A 24,697-nucleotide genomic window follows, 5' to 3' on the forward strand; every position below is an offset into this window, starting at 1 on the left:
CCGTGCCAGCCTCCCAACGGAACCCGGCCGCGCAGCTACTGACCCCCGGTTTGGTCGACCGGGCGCGGCCCCGCCCGACGGCGCTCGGGGTAGGGCCGCACAGGCTGCCGCCGGAGCTGGGACCGGCCGGCGGCAGTCACCTCACCAAATCCGCGAGAGGTACATCAAGGGCGTCAGCAACGAGCAGCAAGTCATTGATGTCGATGACGGTGTGCCCGTTCTCCCAGCGCGAGATGGTCTTGTGGTCGCAGCCGATGAGTTCCCCGAGCTGAATCTGCGTGAGGCCGGCGGCCTTGCGGGCGGCGCGGATCTGTAATCCGATCTGCTGCCTGCGGCGGGGCACCCAGTTGGGGAGCGGGTCGAGCACCCACCTACGGTGGAATGATCTTGATGGTTTGTCTTTACCGCCGGGTGGTAAATTCTGGTTGCGAGAGGTCGTTACGCAGGTCACAGTGCGCGGCAGGCAACTAGATGTAGCCGGAATCGATCACGGTGTGATCGAATGCAAGAGCGCAGATGCGGACATCTGTTCGATAAAGCGCGCTACCCTCGCACCCCGCACGACAGGTGACACCCCCATGACCGAAGAACAAGCACCCCCCCGCACCCTCACCGACCTCCAACGCGCCCGCATCGACTACGCGCGCCGCGACCTCGACTACACCCGCAGCGAAGACCTCGCCCAAGTCGACGCCGCCGGGCTCATACTCATCGTCGAAAAACTCCGCATGCGACTCGGCGACACGCTGGACCTCATCGACGAAGTCACAAGCGGCAGGTGCCCCTAACGGTGATTGTGTCCACATAGTCCAGGCCCATACGCTTCAGCGACTGGTCCAGGGAGGCCAGCACATACTTGCGCGAGCCGCCGCCCTGACCGTAGGGGCCGGGCCACATGTCCCAGCCCGCCTTGGTGGAGACCACCAGCTCGTCCCGGTAGGGCGCGAGGTCCTGCTTCATCAGCCGGCCGAAGTTGATCTCCGCCGAGCCGTAGGGCGGGCCGTAGTTGTTCGCCAGGTCGTGGTGCGTGATCCCCAGGTCGAAGGCGCGCAGCGCGATCTCGCGCTGGGTCTCGAAGGGCCGGTCGTCGCCGAAGTTGTGCCAGTAGCCCAGCGACAGCAGGGGCAGGTCCAGCCCCGAGCGGCCGGTGCGCCGGTAGCGCATGGTGCCGTCGTAACGAGCGGGGTCCGCGACGTGGTTCATCGGGTGATCTCCGGGTGATGCCGTAGGGGTGCCCCCGGAAACGGGGCTGGTCCACCCTGCGCCCTCGGCACCGCGAAGTCCAACCGCCGTACGTCATGGGATTGAGCTGCCTTGTTTCTTAATCATCACACCGCTGACCTCGGCATTCGCCCATGTGCACGTGGCCGGTGTGACGTGTGCGGCGTTGGGCAGCAGGATGGGACACGGGGCTGATGCCCGGTGCGGCCGGAAAGAGCGCATCCGGTGACACCGACGGCGAAAGGAGCGGCAGTGAGCGATGCTCTGTCCGACGGAGAGCGGCCCTCAGGCATAAAGAGGAAGACCTCCAAGGCCGTGACGGACCTCCCGCACCAGGTCCGCGAGGAGCTGACCCACAGACTGAGGCGCAATCGGGGCGCGTTCCGCAAGGACGACGTCCAGGTCGTCGAACCCCCACTGCTCAGGCGGGCCGTCGGCGCCTCGGCGCTCGGCAACTGCATGGAGTGGTTCGACTTCGGCGTCTACAGCTATCTCGCCGCCACCCTCGGCAAGGTGTTCTTCCCCGGCGCCTCCCCGGCCGCCCAGGTGGTCTCCTCCTTCGCCACCTTCGCCGCCGCCTTCGTGGTGCGCCCGCTCGGCGGACTGGTCTTCGGGCCGCTCGGCGACCGGCTCGGCCGGCAGAAGGTACTGGCCACCACCATGATCATGATGGCCATCGGAACCTTCGCCATCGGCGTCATCCCCAGTTACGCCACCATCGGCATCGCGGCCCCCATCCTGCTGCTGGTCGCCCGCATGGTGCAGGGCTTCTCCACCGGCGGCGAGTACGGCGGCGCGACCACCTTCGTCGCCGAGTACTCACCCGACCGGCGGCGCGGCTTCCTCTCCAGCTGGCTCGACTTCGGCACCTTCGTCGGCTACGCGCTCGGCTCCGCCCTGGTCACCGTGCTGAACCTGCTCCTGTCGGACGCGGAGATGCTCTCCTGGGGCTGGCGCATCCCGTTCCTGGTCGCGGGCCCGCTCGGTGTGATCGGCCTCTACATGCGGCTGAAGCTGGAGGAGTCCCCGGCGTTCCAGCAGCAGCTGGACGAGCACGAGAAGAGCCTCGCGCAGGAGTCGGCCGGCAGTGAGTTCAAGGACATCATCAGGAACCACTGGCCCGCGCTGCTCATCTGCATGGGCCTGGTGCTGCTGTACAACGTCACCAACTACATGGTCACGGGCTATCTGCCGACCTACCAGACCGAGACCCTGCACCGGTCCAGCAGTTCGGCCGATGTGCTGGTGCTCATCGGCATGGTGTGGATCGTCATCCTGATCACCTTCCTCGGCCGGCTCAGCGACCGCGTGGGCAGGCGTCCGCTGTACGGCTGGGCCGCCGCCGCGATGATCGTGCTGGCGATCCCGGCGTTCCTGCTGATCAAGGCGGAGGGCACCTGGGCGCCGATCCTCGGTGTGCTGATCCTGTCCACCCTGCTGGCCTTCTTCGCCGCGCCGAGCGCGGCCACGCTGCCCGCCCTGTTCCCGACCGCCGTCCGCTACGCGGCCATGGGCATCGGCTTCAACTTCGCCGTGGCCGCCTTCGGCGGCACCACCCCGCTGGTGACCGCCGCGCTGGTCGACATCACCGGCGACGACCTGATGCCCGCGTACTACCTGATGCTGGCCGGAGTCATCGGGCTGGTGACGGTGAAGTTCCTCCCCGAGAGCGCCCAGGTCCCGCTGCGCGGCTCCCAGCCGATGGTCGGCTCCCAGGAGGAACGGCGTGAACTGATCACGACGTCCAAGGAGCTGTACGCCCTGGCGAAGGACCGGCCTGCGGCGGATCGGGGGTAGACGCCCGAGAGTCCTGGAGACCCCTCGTTGCCCGTGCGGCGCCGGGGGGTCTTCGCATGTCCGGGCGCCGCATTCGCCGACGGTGCGTACAGACACGCGGCCGCTCCGTGACAACTGCGGGGCCCCCGGCTCAGGTCACCGTCGCCGAGCCCCCGGCCGGGACTTAAGTGGGGGTTAATCGAAGGTTAAACGTCGCCTGGCGGGGCTGTTGTTTGTTCAGATACCCGCTGCTCGTGGGCGTTTTGAGGGGTTGTCGGGATGGTTGGAGCCGGTGGGGGCGGGGCGTATGGTCGGGGCTTGCCGGTGGTGCTCGCCGTGCGCGTGAGAGCGCTCTCAGACCCAGGGTCCGGTGTGTGCGGTGTGCTCTTCCGGCGTTCGTCCCTTCCCCCACGGTCGAGGGCGTGCCTGTACGTCCCCCCACAGAGAACAGGGTGAGTTCTTCTCATGGCTGGTCATCGTTTACGTCGCTGGTCCTACCGCGGTCTGGTCTGCGGAGGCGCCGCCGCGCTCGCCGCCGGTGTGCTGCTCAACACCACGGGCCCCGGCGCCCACCGCGCCGACGCCGCCCCGGCGGCGCTCAGCTGGTCCGACGACTTCGACGGCGCCGCGGGCAGCGCGCCCAACAGCTCCCGCTGGACCCTGGAGACGGGTGGCGGCGGCAACGGCAACCACGAGTTGCAGTACTACACGAACAGCACCGACAACGCCGCCCTCGACGGCTCCGGCAACCTGGTCATCACCGCCCGCAAGAACACCGACCCCAACCTGAACTGCTGGAACGGGCCCTGTCAGTTCACCTCCGCGCGGCTGAACACGGCGCAGACCTTCACCCAGAAGTACGGCCACTTCGAGGCCCGGATCAAGATCCCGCGCGGCCAGGGCATCTGGCCGGCCTTCTGGATGCTGGGTGACGACCTCGGCAGCGCCGGCTGGCCCAACAGTGGCGAGATCGACATCATGGAGAACGTCGGCAAGGAGCCCGCCACGGTCCACGGCACCATCCACGGCCCCGGCTACTCCGGCGCGGGCGGTATCGGCGCCGCGTACAACCTGCCCGACGGCAAGCCGTTCGCCGACGACTTCCATACCTTCGCGGTCGACTGGAGCCCGTCCGGCATCACCTGGTCCGTCGACGGCCAGAACTACCAGACCCGCACCCCGGCCGACGTGGGCGGCAACAAGTGGGTCTACGACCACCCCTTCTTCATCATCCTCAACCTCGCGGTCGGCGGTGACTGGCCCGGCAGCCCCGACGCCGGTACGTCCTTCCCGCAGACGATGACCGTGGACTACGTCCACGTCTCCGCCCAGAACTGAGGTCAGGAGGCCGGGAGTCACCTGTCCCCGGCCCCCCATGACCGTCCCCGTGCTGTCCCGGCTCCGGCCGGGTGCGTCCCCCACTGCAAGGAGTTCCCCGCATGTCGCCTCGTCACCAGCGCAACCTGACCCGCCGCAAGCTGATGTTCGCCCTGGGCGGCGCCGCCGTGGCCATCCCCGCGGCGGCCGCCATCGCGCCCTTCGCGCTCGCCGACCAGCCCGGCGACAGCGGCGGCAACAAGACCCGCGCGGCGTCGGGTTCGCTGCCGGTGACCGTCGTCAACAACAGCGGCTCGTTCGACAACGCCTCGGTGAACGTCTACGTCGTCGGCAACGTGGACGGCAAGCAGGTCCGCCTCACCCAGGACGGGACCCTCGCGCCCATCGCCGTCTCCGACAACGGCGCCGACGGCTTCACCGACTACGCGATACCGCTCGCGGGCAGCGGCGAGACCAAGCTGTCCCTGCCGTTCATGTCGGGCCGGATCTACGTCTCGCTCGGCGACAAGCTGAAGATGAAGGCCGTCACCGACGGGGCCGGCAACGCGGCCCTGCAGTTCCCGGCCGGCTGGGTCGAGTCCGACCCCAACTTCGGTGTGCTGCACGACTGCGCGGAGTTCACGTACAACGCCTCCGGCATGTTCTGCAACACCACGATGGTCGACATGTTCAGCGTGCCGATGAGCATCCGCCTCACCGGTGAGAAGGACCAGACGACCGGCAGCATCCGCGACGGCGGCCGCGCGGCCGCGTTCGCCGCGGTCAAGGAGGTCGCGGAGTTCTCCAAGCTCGTCGTCGACGACAAGCGCATCATCGCGCCCGGCCACGGCCTGGACGCCGGGCTGTTCGCCAAGGACTACTTCGCGCCGTACATCGACGAGGTGTGGAGTACCTTCACCGGCAAGGACCTGAAGATCACCACGAACGCCGGCACCTTCACCGGCCGGGTCCGCGGCGACCGCTTCACCTTCGACGGCCCGGCGTCGGTGTCCTTCGCCAAGCCCTCCACCCGCGACGTCCTCTTCTGCGACGGCAACCTCGCCGCCCCGAACGACGGCACCACCGGCCCCGTCGCCGCGGTCCTCGGCGCGGGCTTCAACCGCTCGACGCTGCTCACCGACACCGCGCAGCCCAGCACCGACCCGGCCGCCTTCTACCAGGGCGAGCTGACCAACCACTACTCCAAGGCCGTCCACGCGGCCACCAAGGACGGCAAGGCGTACGGCTTCGCCTTCGACGACGTCGCCGACTTCGCCTCCTTCATCCAGGACACGGCCCCCTCCGGCTTCACCCTGACGCTGACGTCGTTCTGACCCACCCCGCACGGCACTGCTCCCCGCCTCGGCTCAAGGCGGGGAGCAGTGTTGTGTCCTTTCCGGTCAGCAGGGCCGGATGTGCCAGACCGGCGTCCAGGACGCCGTACCGCTCTGCGGCGCCCGGCTGCTCCACCGCTCGGTGCCGTTCTGGTTGTAGAACCGGGCGACGGTGCCGGTGGTCTGGCTGTTGTTGAAGTAGCCGTCCCCGATGCCGTAGAAGTCGTAGTAGCCGCAGTAGTAGTAGTCCCAGCGGCTGCCGTTCCCGTCCTGGATACACAGGTGCCCGGAGCCACAACTGATGGCGGCCGCACCGGAAGCGGCGAAGGTCACCGTCCCGCCGGGCATGGTGGCCTTGTCCGCGGCGAGCTGCTTCTCGCCGGGGTGGGCGGCCAGATAGCTGTCGATCCGGCTCTGGGCACCGCCCGCCGGGGCCGCCGACGCGCTGCCGACCAGTAACTGGCTTCCCGCCAGCGCCACAGCGGCGACCGTCACGGCAAGGACTTTGCGCAAGCTCATGCTGAAATTCCCCCTGGTCCCGCACTCCGGCTGTCGCCATGGACGGCGGCAGTCCCGAAGGCTTGATCCATCGTGTCGAGGGTGCGAGCCGGGCTTGAAGGGTTAATCAGGTCATTTGGCGCGGTGTGGGTTGCGCCGGGGGCGTACATGTACAGATGCGAGCGGGTCTTCGCACCAAGAACCGTTTCAGCAGACGCCACCGAAAAGTCGCTCCGCAAAGCCGAGTGACCGACTCCCGCATCGTCGGCACCTTCCGTATCCCGCAACCGTCTTATCAGGTTGACCAGTTGACGCTGTCGGGGCAGCCGGATGCGGGGCGGGGGAGGGGGTCGTGAAGACTGTCGCTCCTGGATCAAGGGGAGGGGCTGTCGAGCGTGAAGCGTGGATTTCGAGGGGTGGTGGCGGTCGCCGTCGTGCTGGCCGGGAGCGGCTGTGCGGCCGGTACCGTGCCGGAGCGTTCCGCGAGCGCCCGAGTTACGCCGCCCAGCCGGGCCTGCCCGCACGGAACCTTCCAGTGGGGGAAGGTGGTGAAGAGGGAGGTGCTGGCCGGGGTGTCGGACGCCCGGCGCTTCGACGTACGGGACGGTGCCCACGTTCACGTGTTCTTCGAGGCGGTGCCCGTTCGTTCGCTCCACGCGGGGGTGACACCCGCACCGCCCAAGGGGACGCTGAACGAGCGTGCAGCCGTCGCGGCGCTCGAGAAGAAGACCGGTGCGGAACTGGCCGACGCGGGAACGGACTTCACTCTCGGCGCGGACAAGGTGCAAGAGACCTCCTTCGGAAAGTCCTCGGGCGTCCTGTTCTACGACGTCGGTGTCACCAGCTACGAGGCGTCCTTCGCGTACCACTGCGATGCTCCGGGCGCGGCTCCGATACTCGGCACCGTGGCCACCTGGTCGCCCGTGACGTACGGCGATCTCGTCAAGTGCGGGATCGACGAGAAGCTGTCGCCGGCGAGCGCCGAGGCGGAGAGGCTGGTGTGCAGCTGACCGGATCGTTCCGGGTGTGGCCCCGATCGTGTCTGTCGGGCGGGTGTTCGGCCAGGTCAGACTGGGGGACATGAAGAGAGCCTTGATCGTGATCGATGTCCAGGAGTCCTTTCGTGCCCGGCCGCTGTGGGAGCAGATCAGCAATCCGGAGATCGCCGAGCCGGTGAACCGGCTGGTGCGGGCCGCGCGGGAGCAGGGGGATCTCGTGGTGTGGGTGCTGCACACCGAGCCCGGCAGCGGGGACGTGTTCGACCCGGAGCTGGGGTACGTCCGCCTGCTGGCGGAGCTGGAGCAGCCGCTGGCCGGTGAGCCGGTGCTGCGCAAGACCTCGCACAACGCGTTCACCACCACCAACCTCCAGCAACTGCTGACCGAGGCGGGCGTGGGGGAGCTGTGGGTGTGCGGCATCCGTACCGAGCAGTGCGTCGAGACCACCGCCCGGCTCGCCAGCGACCTCGGGTACCACGTCGTCTTCGTCGCCGACGCCACCGCGACCAACCCGATCGGCGACCTCGGCGCCGAGGCGATCATCGAGCGCACCCATGCCGTACTGCGCGACCGCTTCGCCCGGATCGCCACCGTGGCCGAACTGGCGGCAGCACGGGCATGACCCGCGTCGTCTTCGTCCTGCTGCCCGGGGTCCATCTGCTCGACCTGGCCGGACCGGCCCAGGTCTTCTCCACGGCGGCGGACCTCGGGCGGCCGTACACCCTCGACTACGTCGCCGGACAGCCGCAGGTCCCCAGCGCCCAGGGGCTGACGCTCACCGCCCGGACCGAGTGGCCCGACCTCGGCCCCGGCGACCTGGTCGTGGTGCCCGGCTGGCGCGCCCGCACCCTGCGGACCGGACCCGTGCTCACCCCCGGCACCCTCCACCGGCTGCGCGCCCACCACGCCGCCGGCGGCACCGTCGCCAGCGTCTGCGCGGGCGCCCATGCCCTCGGTCTCGCCGGGCTGCTCGACGGCCGCCGCTGCACCACCCACCACCAGCTCCAGGACGAACTGGCCGCCCGTCACCCCCGGGCGACCGTCGTCAAGGACGTGCTGTTCACCACCGACGACCGCGTGGTCACCTCGGCGGGCATCGCGAGCGGCATGGACCTCGCCCTGCACCTGCTCGCCGTACGCCACGGCCCCGCCCTCGCCGCCCAGGTCGCGCGGGAGATGGTGATCTACGCCCGTCGCAACGGCGACGAACCCCAGGCCAGCGCCATGCTCCGGCACCGCGGCCACCTCGACGACACCACCCACCGGGTCCAGGACCTCATCGACACCCACTTCGCCGAGCCCCTGCCGCTGGCCCGCCTCGCCGCCCACGCCGGCGTCAGCGCCCGTACCCTGACCCGGCTGTTCAGCAGGGCCACCGACGGCCTCACCCCACTGCGCTACCAGCAGGCGCTCCGGGTCGAACGCGCCGAACACCTCATCAGCCACGGCGCGACCGCCGAGTCCGCCGCCCGCGAGGTCGGCTTCGAGGACGCCCGTATGCTCCGCCGTCTCAGGCGGGAGGCGGCCGGCCGGTCAGCCGAATCGCCCCGCTGAAGCGAGCCGTCCGGGCTGCGGGACCCTCTGCGACGTACGGTTTCGACCGGCGGGAACGGTCGACGTCGCCTCGGAGGAACCATGACGCAAGCCGCGGGCCAGGCGCCCCGCACCAACGGGCTGAACGGGCACATGCTGATGGCGGCCGTGGTGTCCGCGATCAGCGGCCTGCTGTACGGCTACGACACGGGCATCATCTCCGGCGCACTGCTCCAGATCTCCGAGGAGTTCCACATCGGGAACACCATGAAGGAGACCATCGCCGCGGGCATCCTGCTGGGCGCCGTCATCGGCTCCCTGAGCTGCAGCCTGCTGTGCGAGCGCTTCGGCCGGCACCGCACGATCCTGCTGATCTGCTGTGTGTTCATCGCCGGCAGCCTGACCTGCGCGGTCGCCCCCTCCGCCGTCGGCCTGGCCCTCGCCCGCGTACTGCTGGGCTTCGCGGTCGGCGGCGCCACCCAGACCGTACCGATGTACGTGGCCGAGCTGGCGCCCAAGTCGATCCGCGGGCGGCTGGTGCTCTGCTTCCAGCTCGCCATCGGCGTCGGCATCGTCATCGCCACGATCGTCGGTGCCAGCGAGGCGGTGTCCTGGCGGGTGTCGATCGGCGCGGCCGCCGCACCGGCGCTGGTGATGCTGATCGGCCAGCTGCGGCTGCCCGAGAGCCCCAGGTGGCTCATCCTGCGCAAGGGCGATGTGGACGGGGCGGAGGAGGTGCTGAAGGAGGTACGCCCCGAGGGGTACGACATCCGCTCCGAGCTGGACGAGATCACCGCCCTGGCCCGCCGTCAGCAGCGCACCGACCGGAGCCATCAGGGGTGGCGCGGGCTGCGGCAGGCGTGGGTACGCCCGGCGCTGGTCGTCGGCTGCGGCATCGCCGTCTTCACCCAGCTCTCCGGCATCGAGATGATCATCTATTACGCCCCGACCATCCTCACCGACAACGGCTTCCCCCGCGCCGACGCGCTCCAGGTCAGCGTCGCCCTCGGCGTGGTCTACCTGGTGATGATGATCGTCGGCCTGTGGATCGTGGACAAGGTCGGTCGCCGCAGGCTCACCCTGATCATGGTGCCCGGCGCGGCGATCAGCCTGTTCGTCCTGGGCGGCTTCTACATCACCGGCCACGGCACCCGTGCCTACATCCCGGCCATCGTGGCCTGCCTGCTGACCTTCATGTTCTTCAACGCGGGCGGCCTGCAGCTGATGGGCTGGCTGACCGGCTCCGAGATCTACCCGCTGTCGGTGCGGGCCGCCGCCACCAGCGTCCAGTCGGCCACCCTGTGGAGCACCAACCTGCTGATCACCCTGACCCTGCTGACCATGATCAGCGCCTTCGGAGTGGGCCAGGTGTTCTGGATCTACGCCTTCTTCAACGTCGCCGCGTGGCTGTTCGTGTGGTGGAAGATGCCGGAACTCACCGGGCACAGCCTCGAGGACATCGAACAGCACCTGAAAAACCACGAGTTCGAGCCCGAGGACTTCGCCCGCTCCTGAGCAGCCCTCAGCGCGACGGACGGAAGCAGGCCGTGACCTCCTTGCCGCGCGGGCACGCGTAGGCACCCCAGCTGTCGGCGAGAGCGTCCACCAAAAGCATGCCCCGGCCGCCGGTGGCCACGCTGGTCGGCCGGCGTTGCTCGGGCAGCTGCGGCGAGGCGTCATGCACGGTGACATGCAGGCACTCGCTGTCCCAGGTCAGCACGAGCTGCGCGGTCGCCTGGGCGTGCACATGGGCGTTGGTGACCAGCTCGGACACGGTCAGCAGTACCGCGTCCACCGTCTCCGGCGCGCTCCGTGCCCACGCCAGGGTCTCCAGATGCCCCCGCGTCCAGTCCCGCGCCGCCTTCACCCCACTGCTGACGGGCAACGACCGCGCCCACCCCACGGCCCGCAGGGAAGATGCACTCAGAGGAGATTTGTCCAAAGGAGATTCGTCCACGCTCATGACACCCGCCTTCCCCGCGATCGCCCCGGCACCCGCCGGAACACTTGACTTCGTGAGCACTCCAAGTGATGGGCTCTGCGGTGTCCACGAACATAGAGGGGGATGAACATGAACGACTCTCCGGTCGCGCTCATCACGGGCGGCGGCAGCGGCATCGGCGCGGCTGTGGCCCGGCAACTACTGGACACCGGCCACCGGGTCACCGTCACCGGGCGCGGCAAGGACCGGCTGCGGGAGTTCGCCGAGAGCGTGGGCGACCCCGGGAAACTGCTGACCCTACCCGGCAGCGCCTCGTCGTACGACGACGTCCGGGACGCCGTGGACCGCACGATCGAGACCTACGGCCGGCTGGACACGGTCATCGCCAACGCCGGTGTCGCCACGCACGACTCCGTCGCCGAGGGAGACCCGTCGGGCTGGAGCGAGATGGTGCTGACGAACGTCCTCGGCCCGGCGCTGCTCATCCGCGCCTCCGTCGACGCGCTCAAGGAGTCCCGCGGCCGGATCGTTCTCATCGGCAGTGTCGCCGGGTTCGTGAACACCCCCGGCAACCTCTACGGGGCGACCAAGTGGGCGGTCACCGGGCTCGCCGAGAACACCCGGCGCCAGGTCACCGAGTACGGCATCGGTGTCACCCTGGTCGCGCCCGGCCGGGTGGAGACCCCGTTCTGGGACGCCTACGGCAGCCTGCCGCCGGGGCATCTCCTGACCGCCGGCCAGATCGCCGACTCGGTGGTCTGGGCGATCCGGCAACCGGCCGGGGTCGACGTCAACACCGTCGTCGTACGGCCGGTGGGGCAGCCCAACTGAGCCGACGGAACGGGCCCCGGCCGAGCGGACTTCTGCTCGGCCGGGGCCCGTTCAGCACCGCAGACGCGCGCTAGCGGCGCTTCCGGCGGCGCAGCAGGGTCAGCGCGAGCACCGCGACCGCGCCGGCGACCAGCAGCTTGCGCTTGTCGCGGACCTGCTCGGGAGCCCGGTCCTGCCAGAGCTGCTCGGCCTGGCCGGCCTTGGCCCGGACCTGGGTCGCCGCCGTCGCGGCCTTCTCCTTGACCGGGTCGGGCACCTTCTCCCGCAGCTTCTGCGCCGTCTCGACGGTCTGCACCTTGAGCGCGGCCGCCTTCTCCTGGGCACGGGCCTTGACATCGGCCTTGCCGGTGAGCGCCTCCACGGTCTCCCCGAGCTCGTGGCGGGTCCGCTCGACCTGTTCCCGCAGCTCCTGCGGGCTCGCGGAGGCGGACTCCTCGAACGGCTGCTGTGTCATCGCTTGGCACTCTCCTTGATCTCGGCCACATCGGCCTTCACACTGTCGATGGTCTGCTCCGGCGCGGGCGGGGCGGCCATGCCGACCTCCTTCTTGCCGGTCAGGGCGAGAACCGCCGTGACCGCGCCGAGGACGCCGGTGACGATGAGCGCGGCGGCCCACACGGGCAGCGGTACGGCCAGCGCGGCGATCGCCGTGGCCACCAGTGCCTGGAGCGTGAGGAAGCCGGCCAGTCCGGCGCCTCCGAACAGCGAGCCGCCCTTGCCGTACCGCCTGCCCTTCTCCTTCATCTCCGCCTGCGCAAGGCGGAGTTCGCCTCGCACCAGCTCGGTGAGCTGCTGCGAGGCGCGTTGCACCAGTTCACCGACCGGCTCGTCACGGGCCACCGCCGGTTCACGGTCGGGTTCGAACATGACCATCACCCCTCCTGCGTATCCGGAGAACCGGATGCCCCGCATACGCGGAGGGACGCCTGCCCGGACCCCGTTCCACAGGGCCCTCACACCCGAGGCACCGACATGGACGGGGCAGGTGGGTGAGGTGTCACGGCTGTGGCCAGCGGTCCGGTTCGCGGGGCGCCGGCTCGTCCGTCGGGAAGGGGGTGGTGGTCGGGCCGCTCGGGGCGAGGATCTCGTCGCCGAACAGGTCCTGGAGCCAGTTGGTCTGGTAGACGGTGTCGAGGTAGCGCTCGCCGAGGTCCGGCGCGATGGCCACCGCCGTCATGTCGCGGGTGTCGTGGCGGGACAGCCAGTCGGCCGCGCCGCTGACCACCGTGCCGGTGGACCCGCCGAACAGGAAGCCACGCCGGGCCATCTGGTGGCAGGCCCGGATGGTGTCCGCCTCCTCCACCCGGATCACCTCGTTGACGTAGGACTCGTCCAGCAGCGGCGGCCGCATGCTCATCCCGAGGCCGGGGATCATCCGGCGCCCCGGCTCCCCGCCGAACGCGACCGAGCCCACGCTGTCCACCGCGACGATGCGCACCGGCCGGTGCCACTGCCGGAAGTAGCGGGCGCACCCCATCAGCGTCCCGGCGGTGCCCGTACCGATGAACAGCACGTCCAGGCGCGGGAAATGACGCGCTATCTGGGGCGCCGTGGTCCGGTAGTGCGCCTGCCAGTTGCCGGGGTTGGTGTACTGGCTGAGCCACACGTACCGGTCGTCGGAGGCGCACAGCGAGCGGACGTACTCGATCCGCGTGCCCAGGAACCCGCCGTTCTCGTCCAGGTCGGCCACGATGTGCACCTTGCTGCCGAGGGCCTCCATCAGCAGCCGGGTCGACAGATTGCAGCGCGAGTCCGTCACGCACAGGAACTTGTAGCCCTTGCTCGCGGCGATCATGCTGAGCGCCACGCCGAGGTTTCCGGACGAGGACTCGACGATGACGGAGTCCGGCTTGAGAATGCCCTCCCGCTCGGCGCTCTCCACCATCTCGTTCGCGGCCTTCAGCTTGATGGAGCCGGCGAAGTTGAAGCCCTCGCACTTCAGGTAGAGGGGACATCCGAAGATCGACTTGAGGTCGACGAAGAGATGGCCTTCGTTGAAGTCATGGGGAGCGGATATGACGGGCACGGTGGGCCTCCTGGTACCGGGGAAGGGCAGCGCTCTCAGCCGTACCGGCGCAGGTCGTGGAAGAAGTTGTCGATGAGGCCGAGGTTTCCGGCGGCGGCCGTCTCGTCGTAGACGTACTTGCCGACGGCGAGGTCGAGGACGCCGAGCCCGAAGGGCGAGAAGACGATCGGCCGGTCGGGCGGCGGGGCGGCCCGGCCGAGCATCACGTCGTTGAGCGTGCCGTTGAGGAAGTCCCGGTTCCCGGTGCGCTGTTCGACCAGGTGCGGGGAGGTGTCGGCCTTCAGGCAGTGCTCGACGTCGTCGACGAAGTTCGCCGACGCCAGGAGGACTTCGGGGGCGAGGTCGCGCAGCGAGACGTGCAGGACCAGGGGGTTGTGGGCGAACAGGGAGGCGTCGGTGACGTGCGGCTCGCCCGCGACCGTGGCGAAGACGACCAGGTCGCTGGAGCGGACGAGGTCCGCGGCGCTGTCGTGGACGGTGACCTCGGCGCTCGTCCCGCTCTGCCGCAGGTAGTCGCAGAAGCCGGAGGCGCTGTCGGCGGCCAGGTCGTGCACCCCGACCGTCTCGAACTCCCAGCCGGTGCCCGCGAGGAAGGTGTGGATGTAGCGGGCGATCAGACCGGTGCCGAAGAACCCGACGCGGGTCGGACGCGGCCGGTCGCGGCTGAACCAGTCGGCGGCCAGCGCGGCCGACGCCGCCGTCCTGGTCGCGCTGATGATGGAGCTCTCCAGACAGGCGAACGGGTAGCCCGTCGTGGGGTCGTTGAGGATCAGCACCGCGGAGGCGCGGGGCAGCCCCGACCGGACGTTGTCGGGGAAGCTGGAGATCCACTTCATGCCGTCGACCCCTACGGACCCGCCGACCGAGGCCGGCAGCGCGATGATCCGCGAGCTGGGCCGGTCGGGGAACCGCAGGAAGTAGGACGGCGGGTTGACCGAGTCCCCGGCCCCGTGCAACCGGTAGGTCGCCTCGACCAGGTCCACGATCTCCTTCTCGCGCCCGGCGAGCGCCTTCTGCACCTGCTCACCGGAGATCACCGCGAACGTCGGCGAAGCCGGGTCGGGTACGGCCGGCTGTGCGGTGGTGGGCAACAGATCGGTCATCGCTCGCTCGCCTCCGAGTTCGTCTCCCCGGCGGCCAGGCCGCGCGGCTCGGCCATGCCGACCAGCACCTGCCTGTCCCCGGTGTAGGGCTCCCTGCTGTGCGCGGTCCGGATGTTGTCGACCAGCAGCAGGTCACCGGCCTGCCACGGCTCGCGCCGGGTGTGCTTCTCGTACGTCGCGTTGAGCAGCCCGACGACGTCCTCGCCGATCGGACCGCCCTCCCCGAAGCGGGTGTTGAACGGCAGGCCGTCCGCGCCGTAGATGTCCACCAGGTACTCGCGCACCTCGGGGGCGAGCGTCCACTCGTTGAGGAAGGCGATCTGGTTGAACCAGCACGGCTCACCCGTCACGGGGTGCCGGACCACGGCAGGGCGCCGCTGTGCCGTCCGCAGGGAACCGTCCGGCTGCCAGCTGAAGTCGATGCCGTGCGCCCGGCAGTAGCTCTCGACCCCGGCGCGGTCGGCGGTCCCGAACGACTCCTCCAGGGACGCCCCGATCTCGTCGTTGTAGGACCGGGTCAGCAGCCAGCCCTCCCGCTCGAAGCGCTCCCGCACCTCGGCGGGCAGCTCCCGGAGCACCTCCGTAGCGTCCGCCACCGCCGTCGCCCCGCCGTCCTCGGGCGCGGTCAGGCAGGCGAACAGCATCAAAGAGGGCGGCTCCTGCGTGTAACTCAGCTCGTGGTGCATGCACATGGGCTGGTTGGCCGGCCAGGTCGTGGACTCGTACAGCCCCGAGCCGAAGGTCTCGCGCGGTGCGAAGGACTCCCGCTCCGTCATCAGGCCGCCGGTCAGCCGGGCGAACACGGCACCGACCTGCTCCGGGTCCCGCAGCCCCAGGCCCCGGACCAGCAGCGACCCGTGCTCGGTGACCTGGGCGCGCAGCACGTCGCGGTACTGCGCCGCCCAGCCCGGCACATCGGCCGGGGTGTCGATGCGGGCCACCGGCGGTCTGCCCGGCCGCAGCTCCACATCGAGCTGGGCTGACAGGGATGAGGTCGACATCTCGGTTGTCCTTTCGGTCGCCCGTCACGGGGCTGGGGGAGGGGTCAGGAGGAGGCCAGCGGTTCGACGGCGGCCAGTACGGCCTTCGCCGCCTCGGTGGGGCGCAGGCGCGGGAAGTAGTGCCCGCCGTCGGGGAGTTCGTGCAGGTCCACGCGGCCGGCCAGCAGCAGCCAGTCCAGGTGGGCCCCGGTGTACCCGGCCGTGTACGGGTCGTCGGCGGCCACCACCACCGACACCGGGGCCGACAGCCGCACCGCCGGCGGATTATCCAGGGCGTCGCAGAAGTACCGGTGCGCGGAGAGGCAGTCGTGCCGGTAGGCGGCGCCGACCCGCTCGGCGTGCCGCGCGGTCAGCTCCGCCAGCTCGACGTAACCGCCCTCCTCGGCCAGCCGCGCGGCGATCTCGGCGTCGCTGCGGACCGACAGCGCCTCCACGGCGGCATGCCGCTCGGCGGCCGTGCCGAGCAGTTGCGCGCCGAGGAACAGCCGCGCCACCTCCACCCCGCGCTCCTGGAGCCTGCGGGCCGTCTCCACGGCCGGCGCGGCGCCCGACGAGTGCCCCCACAGCATGACCCGCGTCAGACCACGCGCGGTGATCTCCGCCGCGACCCGCTCCGCCACCTCGGCGATCGAACCGAACGGCTCCCGCCGCCCGGCCAGGTCATGACCCGGCAGGTCCACCGCGAACACCGACATCCCGCCGCCCGCCAGCGCACTCGCCATCGGCTGGAAGTTGACCGCGTTGCCGCCCGCGTACGGGAAGCACACCAGCGCGCACTCCGGCGTCCCGTCCGCCTCCGCCAGCGGCTGGAGCAGCTCCCCGCTCGGCCCGGCCGCGCCGTCCAGGAGGGCGGCCAGGTCGGCGAGGACCGGGTTGCGGGTGATGTCCTTCAGCGACACCGCGCGGTCCAGCGCGATCGTCAGCTTCACCGCCGTCAGGGAGGTGCCGCCGGAGTCGAAGAAGTGGTCCCTGCGGCCGATCCGCTCCTCGGGAACGCCGAGCAGCACCGCCCAGGCGGCCGCGAGCCTCCGCTCGGCCGGGGTGCGCGGCTCCCGGTCCCCGGCGCCGTCCTGCGCCGCGGGCGTGGTCCGCTCGGCCAGCGCGGTGAGCGCCTTCCGGTCGGTCTTGCCGTTGGCCGTCAGCGGCAGCGCCGACTGCCAGTGGAAGGCCGCGGGCACCATGTAGGCCGGCAGGTCCGCGCCCAGCGTGTCGCGCAGTTCGTCCACGGGCAGCTCGCGTCCCGCGTAGAAGGCGACCAACTGCTGTCCCTGCCCCGGCCGTTCGGCCACGACCACCGCGCCGTCCCGCACCCCGGGAACCCGCAGCAGGGTGTTCTCGATCTCGCCGATCTCGATGCGGAAGCCCCGGATCTTGACCTGGTTGTCCCGGCGCCCGAGGAACTCCAGCTTGCCGCCGGGATGCCAGCGCCCCCAGTCACCGCCCAGGTAGAGCCGCTCACCGGGCCGGTAGGGGTCCTCCAGGTACGCCTCACGGGTCCGCTCGGGATCATTGACGTAGCCGCGGCCCACACAGACCCCGGAGAAGGCGATCAGCCCCGGCGCGCCCAGCGGCACCAGCTCCAGCCGCTCGTCCACGACCAGGACGCGCACGTTGTTCACCGCACGCCCCAGCAGGACGCGCTCGCACACCCCGTCGATGATCTCGTGGTTGGTGTCGTCCGAAGTCTCGGTCAGGCCATAGGCGTTGACCAGCTTGATGCCCGGCTGGACGGCGAACCAGCGCTGCACCAGCTCCGGTTTGAGCGCCTCACCGGTCACGGACACGAAGCGCAGGTCCGGGAAGTCACGCGGGTGCTGCTCCAGGTAGGAGACCAGGACCTCCAGATAGGAGGGCACCAGCTGGGCTACCCCGACCCGGCCGCCCACGAGCGTGTCGGCGAACCGCTCCACGTCCATGAGCACGTCCTGCTCCACCAGCAGCGTCCGCCCGCCCACCAGCAGCGCGGAGATCAGCTGCCACAGCGAGATGTCGAAGCACTGCGGTGCCGTCTGCGCCACCACGCCGCCCTCGCCGACACCCAGGTCGTCGATCTTGGCGAAGAGATGGTTGAGCATCCCCGCGTGCTCGCACATCGCCCCCTTCGGCTCACCGGTGGAGCCGGAGGTGAAGTAGATGTAGGCCAGCTGCCCGGGGTCCACCGCGACACCGAGATCGTCGTCGGCGTGCCCCTCCGCGTACGCGTCCCCGATGAGCAGCCGCTCGGCGCCGGGAACCTCGGCCAGCGCCTGGTCGAGCGTGCCGGTGCTGCCCGACTCGGTCAGCACCAGCCGGCACCCGGCCCGGAGAAGCGTCGCCGCGATACGGCCGGGCGGGAAGTGCGGCTCGATCGGCAGGTAGACGCCGCCCGCCTTGAACACGGCCAACGTCGCGGCCGGCCAGTCGAGGTCGCGCTCGGTGACCACGGCCACCACGTCCTCGCGGCCCACCCCGCGCGCCACCAGCGCCCGCGCCAGCCGGTTGGCCCGGCGGTTCAGCTCGCCGTACGTCCACTCCCGGCCGCCGTGCACCGCCGCCACCGCGTCCGGGTGCTGCCGTACGCGCCGCTCGAACAGCTCGTGCGCCCGCGCGTCCGGCAACTCCCGTACGGGACCGGCCAGCCCCGCCAACTGTTCGTGCCGCTCCTGGTCCGACAGCAGGCTCTGAGCCGTGTGCTCCGCGTCCGGATCGGCCGCCATCAGCTCCAGCGCCCGCAGGTGGTAGCCGGCGATCCGGTCCGCGCTCCCGGCGTCCAGGACATCCGTCCGGTACCGCAGGACCAGGCGCCCTTCGGTCTCGGACCAGTGCACGTGCAGGACACGGTCGCCGGTCGGCGGCTCCGGGGGACCGAACACCACCTCGTACGACGGTTCCGTCACGCCCAGTTCGCGCCGCAGGTCCGCCAGCGGGAAGTCCCGGTGCGCGAGCAACTCCTCCTGCGCACGTTGGGCCGCCTCCGTGAGCTCGCGCCAAGTGCCGGGGGACACGGTGAGCCGGCACGGCAGGGGCTCGCCGTCCGCGTCGGCGGCGTACCCCGTCACCACGTCCTGCTCGCCGGAGAGGACGGACAGCACCTTGGCGTGCGCCGCCAGCAGCAGCGCGCCCGCCGGCACATCCAGTCGTCGCGCCGACTCGCCCACGGACCCGGGCACCGGCACCTCGTGCCCGGCGATACCGGGAACCGGCACCTCGGCCCAGCGCGGTACCACGGTGAATCCGCCGGCGCTCAGCACGCCGCTCCAGAACTCCCGGTCCGCCTGCACACGCGTTGCCATCGGATGCTCCCTCAACTCACGGACGCCGCGGCGGCGCTGTCCACGGACGGTGGGGTCCTGCGGCCGGTGCCGGCGGGCAGTACCGCGGCCTCCGGCATCTCCACGGCGGGGTTGCCGCCCCAGCGCGCGTGCGCGGGGACCTCCTCGCCCTTCATGAGGAAGGAATCGGGCGCCAGTCGCGCGCCGTCGCCCATCGTCACGCCGTAGTGCACATGCGAGCCGACGCCCAGGGTGCAGCCCGCACCGAGCGTGCTGATGTCGGACTTGAAGGTGCCGTCCTCCTGCGAGTGGCACTGGACCTTGCTGCCGGCGTTCAGGGTGCAGTCGTCGCCGATGACGGCGAGCGTGCGATCCGTCATGTAGCAGCCGTCGTCGAACACCCTGCGGCCGATGCGGACACCCATCAGGCGCCAGACAAGGGACTTGAAGGGGGTCCCGTTGAAGATGTTCAGGTGCCGGTCCGGCACCTTCCACAGGCGCTCCTGCGACCAGAAGGCGGGGTCGTAGATGGAGCACAGCATGGGACGCAGCCGGCGGAAGCGGGTCAGGCAGCGCTCCAGCAGCACGTAGTAGAGCGTGGACAGGGCCAGCGTCAGCGCCATGTAGGTGGCGATCACCACGTGCCCGAGCACGCCGTACAGCTCCACGGTGGCCAGGGCCAGCAGCGTGAGCCCGAGCACGTGCAGCCAGCGCACCAACAGCATGAAGGCCATCGAGCGCAGGTTGAAACGATTCTTCCGGGCGAGGCTCTGGCGCAGCGCGTCACCGGACCTGAACTTGTCGAACCGGGTGTCGCGCTCCACCGACCTGGGGATCTCGAAGCACGGCGAGCCGAGCAGCCCGACGCCCTCGCGGACCTCCCCGTCGAGCGGCACCATCACCTTCGTCGCCAGCAGGCAGTTCTCGCCGGTCCGGCCGCCGATGGGATAGGCGATGTTGTTGCCCAGGAAGTTGCGCGCCCCGATCGTCGCCCGCGACACCCGGAACGACGTGGCCGAGTAGTCCGCGTTGATCACGGAGAGCCCGTCGGCCACCATCGTCCCGCTGCCCACGGTGACGTGCAGCGGATTCTCGTGCTGCACCTCGGTACCGAAGTTCGACCCGGTCTGCTCGACGTGGGAGAGGTCGTACCCGATGCCGCGCAGATAGTTGACGATGTACGAGCTGTCCCCGAAGAGCCAGGCGAAGAACTTGATGTTCGTCATCCGCGCCGTCGCCCGGTGCACCGCGTACCGGAACCCGTAGAGCGGGAACACCCGGTCCGGCGGGACCACCAGGTTCAGCAGGCGCGGCAGGGTGCACAGCAGGGCCAGGCCCAGGACCACGAAGCCGACGAAGAGGACCAGGGAGAGGACCACCGCGTCGGTCGCCACCTCCGTCAGGGGCAGCGCCGTCTTGGGGTCGAGCCGTCTGCGGACCGCCGGCACCGCGTTGAACAGCATGTACATCCCGCCCACACCCAGCGGGATGTACAGCAGGAACAGCTGGAGCAGCGAGGCGAGTCCGAACCAGGTCCGGCGGGCGGTGCCGCACCGGGCCGGCGCGACCCGCAGATAGTCGACCTCGGTCGCCTGCGCGGGGGAGCCGTGCCGGTGCTCGCCGTCCGGGACTGCCTGGCCGCTGTGCAGCGACGAGGAGTGTCCGAGCTGGGCGCCGTCACCCATCGAGGTGTCGATGTCCAGGACGGTCTTCTCCCCGATGTACACATCCCGGCCGAGGCTGATCCGGCCCGTCTGGATACGCCCGGCGTGCGCCCGGTAGCCGAGGAAGAACGAGTCCTTGCGGATGACCGTGCCGGAACCGATCGTCAGCAGATCCGTGCAGACCGGTACGGAGTGGGAGAGGATCGTCACCCCCTTGCCGATCCGCGCGCCCAGCGCCCGCAGATAGAACACATACAGCGGGTTGCCGATGAAGAGGATCATCGGATTCGCGTGGAGAAGCGCCTTGACGACCCAGAAGCGCAGGTAGGAGAGGCCCCACACGGGGAATTCACCGGGTTTCCAGCGCCCGACGAGCACCCATTTGGTGACGACGGGGAAAGCGCACAGGACCACGAATCCGACGCCGCCGAACAGCAGGGACCGCAGATAGACATCCACCACACCGGAACCGTCGGCGACCCATTCGTATCCGCCCGCCGTGGCGAAACCGGCGACCACTGAATACCCCAGGAAGATCAGCAACTGGGCCGTGCCGCAAAGGGCGTGGGAAAGCGTGCTCGCGCGTGTCACCGGTTCCGGCGGCATCACGAGCGTGGCGGGGGAGGAGCCGGCCGGGGAATCGGCCGGAGCCGGGGCGGACTCCGCGAGAGCCGCCGCCAGGGCGTGGATCGTGGGGTACCGGTAGATGTCCTTCATGGACGGGGAAGGCAGATCCTCCCGCTTCCGGACCCGTGCGCAGAACTGCGCCATGACCAGGGAATTGGCGCCGAGGCCGTCGAAGAAGTGCGCATCGGCCGGAACGTTCTCCACGCCCATGACATCGGCGAGCGCATCCGCCAGCCGCGCTTCGGTCTTCACCACCGCCGGGCCGGGACTGCGCCGCTCGACGACGGTTTTCTCGTCCGTTCCCTCTATATGGACGTCCGAGGACTGTTCCACCATGTGATCTCCTGCGAGAACGTCTGGATCGCTGGCTCGGCCACGTGCTCTTCTCTGATCACGAACTGCCGCTTCAGTTTCGGCCCGCCGCCGTCAGGCTGCCACTTCGAATCGATCAACCCGCGAGCCGGGAAGGCCCCGGCGGGCCCGTGGTTTCTGGGCAGCCGCAGGTGCGCGGCACATCTGGGATCACCTGAATGGCGGACCTTTCCGGCTCCGGCGCCGGTGGCGGACCGCCGTACGGTGTCCGATGCTGGACAGGCGGATTCGCCCCGCTACGCACCGCCCCGCCTGCCTGCGACGCAGGCCGCTCACCGGGAGAGGCCATGGATTACACCGCCGCCGCCAAGCACGCCCTCGAGACCGAGCCGCAGTACATCGACGCGCCGATGACCGCCGCGGCCGCCTTCCTGGTGCTGACCATCAACGACGGCGAAGAGTCCATGGACAAGGCGCGGTCGGTGGTGGCGAGCATCGAGGACCTGGTCAAGGACATCAAGATCCAGGTGAACACCGGCATCTTCACCTGCAATCTCGGTATCTCGCACCACGCCTGGGAACCGCTGACCCGGAAACCGCTGCCGAAGGAACTCAAGCCCTTCCAGGAGATCCGCGGCGCCCAGCACACCGCGGTCGCCACCGAGGGCGATCTCCTCTACCATATCCGCGCCGATTCGGTGGACCTCGTCGTCGAATTCGAGAAGATCCTCCTTGAGGCATTCGGTGATTCCGTGACCGCCGTGGACGATGTCACCGGATTCCGTTACTACAACGGACGCGACCTCCTGGAATTCGTGGACGGCACCGCGAATCCGATCGGCCTCTCCCTGCCGGCGGCCACCCTGGTCGGCGAGGAGGACCCGGCGTACGCGGGCGGAAGCTACGTCGTCATCCAGAAGTACCTGCACAACCTCAGGGACTGGCGCGCCCAGACCACCGAGACCCAGGAACAGGTCATCGGACGCACCAAGTTCGACAACATCGAACTCCCCGACGCGACCGAGGGCCAGAAGTCCCACAAGACCCTGTGCACCATCCAGGACGCCGAGGGCGAGCACGACATCCTCCGCGACAACATGCCGTTCGCCACACCCGGCAAGAGCGAGTACGGCACCTACTTCATCGGCTACTCCCGGCACTTGTGGGTCACGGAGAAAATGCTGGAGCGTATGTTCATCGGCGACCCGCCGCCCCTGTACGACCGCATCCTCGACTACTCACGGGCGGTCACCGGCGTCACCTTCTTCTGCCCCGCCCGGAAGTTCCTCGTCGGCCTCGCGGACTGAGCCGCGCGAGGTCCGCGGACTGAATCGGGTGGGCCTGGACAGTCGCTGGGGTGAGGCGACTTTCTGGGAGGAAGCATGACGCTGGTCAAAGCGGGTGTGGTGGTGCTCGACTGTGCCGAGCCGGAGAAACTGGCCGCGTTCTACGAGGAGTTGCTGGACGGCGAGCAGACTGTCGCCTCCGCCAACCTGGTGCAGATACGGGGTGCGGACGGCTTCCGCATCGCCTTCCGCCGCGATGTGAACGCCACGCCTCCGAGCTGGCCCCGCCCGGAGAACTCGCTCCAGGCGCATGTCGAGTTCATGGTGGACGACCTGGACGCGGTCGAGCGGCGGATCGTCTCGCTCGGGGGCCGCCCCATCGAGACCCGGGACGCGGTGGGCCCGCACGAGGAGCGCGGCTACTCCGATCCGGCGGGCCACTCCTTCACCGTGCGGCTGGCCCCGCCGACCGCCCCCAAGCAGGGCTGAGCCACACGCGAGGACCGGGGGTGGCGGGCGCCTTGTCGGCCCGCCACCCCCGGTCCCCGTGTTCTCAGTCCCGGCCGCCCTTCTCGGCCACCGGCCACACACCCGTCGACCGCTCGATGGCCTTGGCCCCGGTACGGTCCACGGCGCTGCGCACCACCGCGAAGATCGCGCCCTGCACCGCCGCCGCGAGCAGGACCTCGCCCCAGCCCCGGTCCCGGTCCAGGGCGTCGGGGGCGTCCTCCTCGTGCCGTATCGCCATCCACGCCTTGCGGAAGGCCAACCCGGCCAGCGCGCCGCCGGCCCAGCTCATCACGAAGCCGACCGGCTTGTAGGTGAGCGAAAGCTTCTTCTTGGTCTTGTTCTTCGCCATGTCACGCTTCTTCCTCGTCCAGCCCTCCTCATGCAGGCAGACCTCGCGGTCCCACCCGCTCGTGCGGTGCCACGGGTCCCGGCGGAGTCCCCTCGCCGAACGGCCGGCCGCCCAACTCCTCGCGGTGGTGCGGGCTCAGCCAGCCGGAGAGGTCGGGGCCGAGCGGCACGATCCCGGTCGGATTGATGCCGGAGTGGACCTGGTAGTAGTGCCGCTTGATGTGGTCGAAGTCGACCGTGTCCCCGAACCCCGGCGTCTGGAACAGGTCCCGCGCGTACGCCCACAGCACCGGGTTCTCCGTCAGCTTCCACAGATTGCACTTGAAGTGCCCGTGGTAGACCGGGTCGAAGCGGACCAGCGTGGTGAACAGCCGGATGTCCGCCTCGGTGATCGTGTCCCCGACCAGATAACGCTGCCCCGCCAGCCGCTCGGCCAGCGCCTCCAGCCGCCGGAACACCCCGGCGCACGCCTCCTCGTACTCCTCCTGGTCCGAGGCGAACCCGGCCCGGTACACCCCGTTGTTGACGTCCTCGTAGACCTCCGCCATCACCTCGTCGATCTCGTCCCGCAGCCCCTCCGGGTACAGGTCCGGGGCGCCCTCGCGGTGCAGGGCCGTCCACTCGGTGGCCAGGTCCAGGGTGAGCTGCTGGTAGTCGTTGGTGACCAGCTCGCCGCTCGGCACGTCCACGATCGCCGGCACGCTCACCCCGCCCGGCGCGCCAGGCTCCCGCTTCTCGTACGCCTCGGCCAGGTACCGGATGCCGAGCACCGGGTCCCGGCCGCCGGGGTCCAGGGTGAACCGCCAGCTCCGGTCGTCCTGGACCGGGTCGGTGACCGCCATGGGCAGCGCCCGCTCCAGCCCCAGCAGACGGCGGGAGATCACCGCCCGGCTGGCCCACGGACAGGCCCTCGAGACCACCAGCCGGTACCGCCCGGACTCCACCGGCCGGCCGTCCCGCCCGTCGGCCGTGATCCGGTCCGTGAAATGGCTCTTGGACCGGTTGAACTTCTTGTGGCCCAAGGCGCTGTTGCCGTCGCCACCCATGTCGCCTCCTCGCCGCACGGCACTCACCCGCGCGCTGTCCCTGCCGGGCCCGCCGCCCGCTCCCGCGCGACGG

At 70.0% G+C, this 24,697-nt stretch carries 22 protein-coding genes and 2 pseudogenes; 11 read left to right on the forward strand and 13 right to left on the reverse strand.

Features of this window, described 5'->3' with window-relative positions:
* Positions 1-136: 136 nt before the first annotated feature.
* Positions 137-367 carry a helix-turn-helix domain-containing protein gene (locus ACIGA3_RS28900; protein WP_399721242.1) on the reverse strand — a complete coding sequence of 77 codons (231 nt, stop codon included), beginning with the start codon at positions 365-367 and terminating at the stop codon, positions 137-139.
* 211 nt (positions 368-578) lie between these two features.
* On the opposite strand from ACIGA3_RS28900, the gene ACIGA3_RS28905 reads away from it, so the two are divergent.
* Entirely contained in the window at positions 579-788 is a 210-nt protein-coding gene (locus tag ACIGA3_RS28905; RefSeq protein WP_399721243.1) for a hypothetical protein, read from the forward strand.
* Positions 789-798: 10 nt separating this feature from the next.
* On the opposite strand, the pseudogene ACIGA3_RS28910 reads toward ACIGA3_RS28905, so the two are convergent.
* Positions 799-1,203 (reverse strand): annotated as a pseudogene (locus ACIGA3_RS28910) (aldo/keto reductase); the annotation flags it as partial.
* Between the two features lie 309 nt (positions 1,204-1,512).
* Between ACIGA3_RS28910 and ACIGA3_RS28915 the strand changes: the two are divergent.
* The 3 genes and pseudogenes from ACIGA3_RS28915 to ACIGA3_RS28925 all read left to right on the forward strand — a co-directional run bounded on the left by ACIGA3_RS28915 (position 1,513) and on the right by ACIGA3_RS28925 (position 5,648).
* Entirely contained in the window at positions 1,513-3,018 is a 1,506-nt protein-coding gene (locus ACIGA3_RS28915) for an MFS transporter (protein ID WP_399721368.1), read from the forward strand.
* A 444-nt stretch (positions 3,019-3,462) separates the two neighbouring features.
* Positions 3,463-4,332, forward strand: a pseudogene (locus tag ACIGA3_RS28920) (family 16 glycosylhydrolase); the annotation flags it as partial.
* A 104-nt stretch (positions 4,333-4,436) separates the two neighbouring features.
* Positions 4,437-5,648, forward strand: coding sequence for a beta-1,3-glucanase family protein (locus ACIGA3_RS28925; RefSeq protein ID WP_399721244.1), 1,212 nt, complete (start codon positions 4,437-4,439; stop codon positions 5,646-5,648).
* 66 nt (positions 5,649-5,714) lie between these two features.
* On the opposite strand, the gene ACIGA3_RS28930 is transcribed toward ACIGA3_RS28925, so the two are convergent.
* On the reverse strand, positions 5,715-6,167 hold the full coding sequence (locus ACIGA3_RS28930; protein ID WP_399721246.1) for a hypothetical protein: 453 nt from the start codon (positions 6,165-6,167) through the stop codon (positions 5,715-5,717).
* A gap of 374 nt (positions 6,168-6,541) precedes the next feature.
* Here ACIGA3_RS28930 and ACIGA3_RS28935 point away from each other — a divergent pair, with 374 nt between their 5' ends.
* From ACIGA3_RS28935 to ACIGA3_RS28950, 4 genes are all read left to right on the forward strand, one after another.
* The gene (locus ACIGA3_RS28935; RefSeq protein ID WP_399721248.1) at positions 6,542-7,156 is read left to right on the forward strand and encodes a hypothetical protein; all 615 of its coding nucleotides are present in this window, start codon (positions 6,542-6,544) and stop codon (positions 7,154-7,156) included.
* Positions 7,157-7,226: 70 nt separating this feature from the next.
* Complete coding sequence (locus tag ACIGA3_RS28940) at positions 7,227-7,766, forward strand: cysteine hydrolase family protein (protein WP_399721249.1); 540 nt, start codon at positions 7,227-7,229, stop codon at positions 7,764-7,766.
* A complete protein-coding gene (locus ACIGA3_RS28945; RefSeq protein WP_399721251.1) occupies positions 7,763-8,698 on the forward strand; it encodes a GlxA family transcriptional regulator in 936 nt (311 codons plus the stop codon). The genes ACIGA3_RS28940 and ACIGA3_RS28945 overlap by 4 nt, the downstream gene beginning before the upstream one ends.
* An 81-nt stretch (positions 8,699-8,779) precedes the next feature.
* Entirely contained in the window at positions 8,780-10,192 is a 1,413-nt protein-coding gene (locus tag ACIGA3_RS28950) for a sugar porter family MFS transporter (protein WP_399721253.1), read from the forward strand.
* 7 nt (positions 10,193-10,199) lie between these two features.
* Here ACIGA3_RS28950 and ACIGA3_RS28955 read toward each other — a convergent pair whose 3' ends face one another.
* On the reverse strand, positions 10,200-10,640 hold the full coding sequence (locus ACIGA3_RS28955) for an ATP-binding protein (protein WP_399721254.1): 441 nt from the start codon (positions 10,638-10,640) through the stop codon (positions 10,200-10,202).
* Positions 10,641-10,748: 108 nt separating this feature from the next.
* On the opposite strand from ACIGA3_RS28955, the gene ACIGA3_RS28960 reads away from it, so the two are divergent.
* On the forward strand, positions 10,749-11,450 hold the full coding sequence (locus ACIGA3_RS28960) for an SDR family oxidoreductase (RefSeq protein ID WP_399721255.1): 702 nt from the start codon (positions 10,749-10,751) through the stop codon (positions 11,448-11,450).
* A 70-nt stretch (positions 11,451-11,520) separates the two neighbouring features.
* On the opposite strand, the gene ACIGA3_RS28965 is transcribed toward ACIGA3_RS28960, so the two are convergent.
* The 7 genes from ACIGA3_RS28965 to ACIGA3_RS28995 all read right to left on the reverse strand — a co-directional run bounded on the left by ACIGA3_RS28965 (position 11,521) and on the right by ACIGA3_RS28995 (position 21,458).
* Positions 11,521-11,904, reverse strand: coding sequence for a DUF3618 domain-containing protein (locus ACIGA3_RS28965; RefSeq protein ID WP_399721257.1), 384 nt, complete (start codon positions 11,902-11,904; stop codon positions 11,521-11,523).
* Positions 11,901-12,317, reverse strand: coding sequence for a phage holin family protein (locus ACIGA3_RS28970; protein WP_399721258.1), 417 nt, complete (start codon positions 12,315-12,317; stop codon positions 11,901-11,903). Before ACIGA3_RS28970 ends, ACIGA3_RS28965 begins: the two co-directional genes overlap by 4 nt.
* Positions 12,318-12,447: 130 nt before the next feature.
* A complete protein-coding gene (gene sbnA / locus ACIGA3_RS28975) occupies positions 12,448-13,476 on the reverse strand; it encodes a 2,3-diaminopropionate biosynthesis protein SbnA (protein ID WP_399721260.1) in 1,029 nt (342 codons plus the stop codon).
* Between the two features lie 35 nt (positions 13,477-13,511).
* A complete protein-coding gene (gene sbnB, locus ACIGA3_RS28980; RefSeq protein WP_399721262.1) occupies positions 13,512-14,579 on the reverse strand; it encodes a 2,3-diaminopropionate biosynthesis protein SbnB in 1,068 nt (355 codons plus the stop codon).
* On the reverse strand, positions 14,576-15,580 hold the full coding sequence (locus tag ACIGA3_RS28985) for a TauD/TfdA family dioxygenase (RefSeq protein WP_399721263.1): 1,005 nt from the start codon (positions 15,578-15,580) through the stop codon (positions 14,576-14,578). The genes sbnB and ACIGA3_RS28985 overlap by 4 nt, the downstream gene beginning before the upstream one ends.
* A 44-nt stretch (positions 15,581-15,624) precedes the next feature.
* Positions 15,625-18,852 carry an amino acid adenylation domain-containing protein gene (locus ACIGA3_RS28990; protein ID WP_399721264.1) on the reverse strand — a complete coding sequence of 1,076 codons (3,228 nt, stop codon included), beginning with the start codon at positions 18,850-18,852 and terminating at the stop codon, positions 15,625-15,627.
* Positions 18,853-18,863: 11 nt separating this feature from the next.
* A complete protein-coding gene (locus ACIGA3_RS28995; protein WP_399721266.1) occupies positions 18,864-21,458 on the reverse strand; it encodes a Pls/PosA family non-ribosomal peptide synthetase in 2,595 nt (864 codons plus the stop codon).
* A 323-nt stretch (positions 21,459-21,781) separates the two neighbouring features.
* On the opposite strand from ACIGA3_RS28995, the gene ACIGA3_RS29000 reads away from it, so the two are divergent.
* Both ACIGA3_RS29000 and ACIGA3_RS29005 read left to right on the forward strand, forming a co-directional pair.
* Positions 21,782-22,741: a Dyp-type peroxidase gene (locus ACIGA3_RS29000; protein WP_399721268.1), complete on the forward strand. Its 960-nt coding sequence runs from the start codon at positions 21,782-21,784 to the stop codon at positions 22,739-22,741.
* A gap of 75 nt (positions 22,742-22,816) precedes the next feature.
* Positions 22,817-23,209 (forward strand): VOC family protein, encoded by a 393-nt coding sequence (locus ACIGA3_RS29005; protein WP_399721270.1) that lies wholly within the window; start codon positions 22,817-22,819, stop codon positions 23,207-23,209.
* 64 nt (positions 23,210-23,273) lie between these two features.
* On the opposite strand, the gene ACIGA3_RS29010 is transcribed toward ACIGA3_RS29005, so the two are convergent.
* Together ACIGA3_RS29010 and ACIGA3_RS29015 are read right to left on the reverse strand one after the other, a co-directional pair.
* Positions 23,274-23,579 (reverse strand): DUF4235 domain-containing protein, encoded by a 306-nt coding sequence (locus tag ACIGA3_RS29010; protein WP_031183373.1) that lies wholly within the window; start codon positions 23,577-23,579, stop codon positions 23,274-23,276.
* A gap of 28 nt (positions 23,580-23,607) precedes the next feature.
* On the reverse strand, positions 23,608-24,624 hold the full coding sequence (locus ACIGA3_RS29015; protein WP_399721271.1) for a glutathione S-transferase family protein: 1,017 nt from the start codon (positions 24,622-24,624) through the stop codon (positions 23,608-23,610).
* Positions 24,625-24,697: the final 73 nt, after the last annotated feature.

It is taken from the genome of Streptomyces sp. NPDC085596 (assembly GCF_044541565.1).
In the GTDB taxonomy this organism is placed as follows: domain Bacteria; phylum Actinomycetota; class Actinomycetes; order Streptomycetales; family Streptomycetaceae; genus Streptomyces.

Excerpts from the sequence above, each read along its gene's own strand:
- ACIGA3_RS28905 (WP_399721243.1), top strand. The coding sequence starts at position 579 with ATGACCGAAGAACAAGCACCCCCCCGCACCCTCACCGACCTCCAACGC.
- ACIGA3_RS28940 (WP_399721249.1), top strand. The coding sequence starts at position 7,227 with ATGAAGAGAGCCTTGATCGTGATCGATGTCCAGGAGTCCTTTCGTGCC.
- ACIGA3_RS29015 (WP_399721271.1), bottom strand. The coding sequence starts at position 24,624 with ATGGGTGGCGACGGCAACAGCGCCTTGGGCCACAAGAAGTTCAACCGG.
- ACIGA3_RS28965 (WP_399721257.1), bottom strand. The coding sequence starts at position 11,904 with ATGACACAGCAGCCGTTCGAGGAGTCCGCCTCCGCGAGCCCGCAGGAG.
- ACIGA3_RS28960 (WP_399721255.1), top strand. The coding sequence starts at position 10,749 with ATGAACGACTCTCCGGTCGCGCTCATCACGGGCGGCGGCAGCGGCATC.
- ACIGA3_RS28950 (WP_399721253.1), top strand. The coding sequence starts at position 8,780 with ATGACGCAAGCCGCGGGCCAGGCGCCCCGCACCAACGGGCTGAACGGG.
- ACIGA3_RS28930 (WP_399721246.1), bottom strand. The coding sequence starts at position 6,167 with ATGAGCTTGCGCAAAGTCCTTGCCGTGACGGTCGCCGCTGTGGCGCTG.
- ACIGA3_RS28925 (WP_399721244.1), top strand. The coding sequence starts at position 4,437 with ATGTCGCCTCGTCACCAGCGCAACCTGACCCGCCGCAAGCTGATGTTC.
- sbnB (WP_399721262.1), bottom strand. The coding sequence starts at position 14,579 with ATGACCGATCTGTTGCCCACCACCGCACAGCCGGCCGTACCCGACCCG.
- ACIGA3_RS28945 (WP_399721251.1), top strand. The coding sequence starts at position 7,763 with ATGACCCGCGTCGTCTTCGTCCTGCTGCCCGGGGTCCATCTGCTCGAC.
- ACIGA3_RS28990 (WP_399721264.1), bottom strand. The coding sequence starts at position 18,852 with ATGGCAACGCGTGTGCAGGCGGACCGGGAGTTCTGGAGCGGCGTGCTG.
- ACIGA3_RS29010 (WP_031183373.1), bottom strand. The coding sequence starts at position 23,579 with ATGGCGAAGAACAAGACCAAGAAGAAGCTTTCGCTCACCTACAAGCCG.
- ACIGA3_RS28995 (WP_399721266.1), bottom strand. The coding sequence starts at position 21,458 with ATGGTGGAACAGTCCTCGGACGTCCATATAGAGGGAACGGACGAGAAA.
- ACIGA3_RS28955 (WP_399721254.1), bottom strand. The coding sequence starts at position 10,640 with ATGAGCGTGGACGAATCTCCTTTGGACAAATCTCCTCTGAGTGCATCT.
- ACIGA3_RS29005 (WP_399721270.1), top strand. The coding sequence starts at position 22,817 with ATGACGCTGGTCAAAGCGGGTGTGGTGGTGCTCGACTGTGCCGAGCCG.
- ACIGA3_RS29000 (WP_399721268.1), top strand. The coding sequence starts at position 21,782 with ATGGATTACACCGCCGCCGCCAAGCACGCCCTCGAGACCGAGCCGCAG.
- ACIGA3_RS28970 (WP_399721258.1), bottom strand. The coding sequence starts at position 12,317 with ATGTTCGAACCCGACCGTGAACCGGCGGTGGCCCGTGACGAGCCGGTC.
- ACIGA3_RS28985 (WP_399721263.1), bottom strand. The coding sequence starts at position 15,580 with ATGTCGACCTCATCCCTGTCAGCCCAGCTCGATGTGGAGCTGCGGCCG.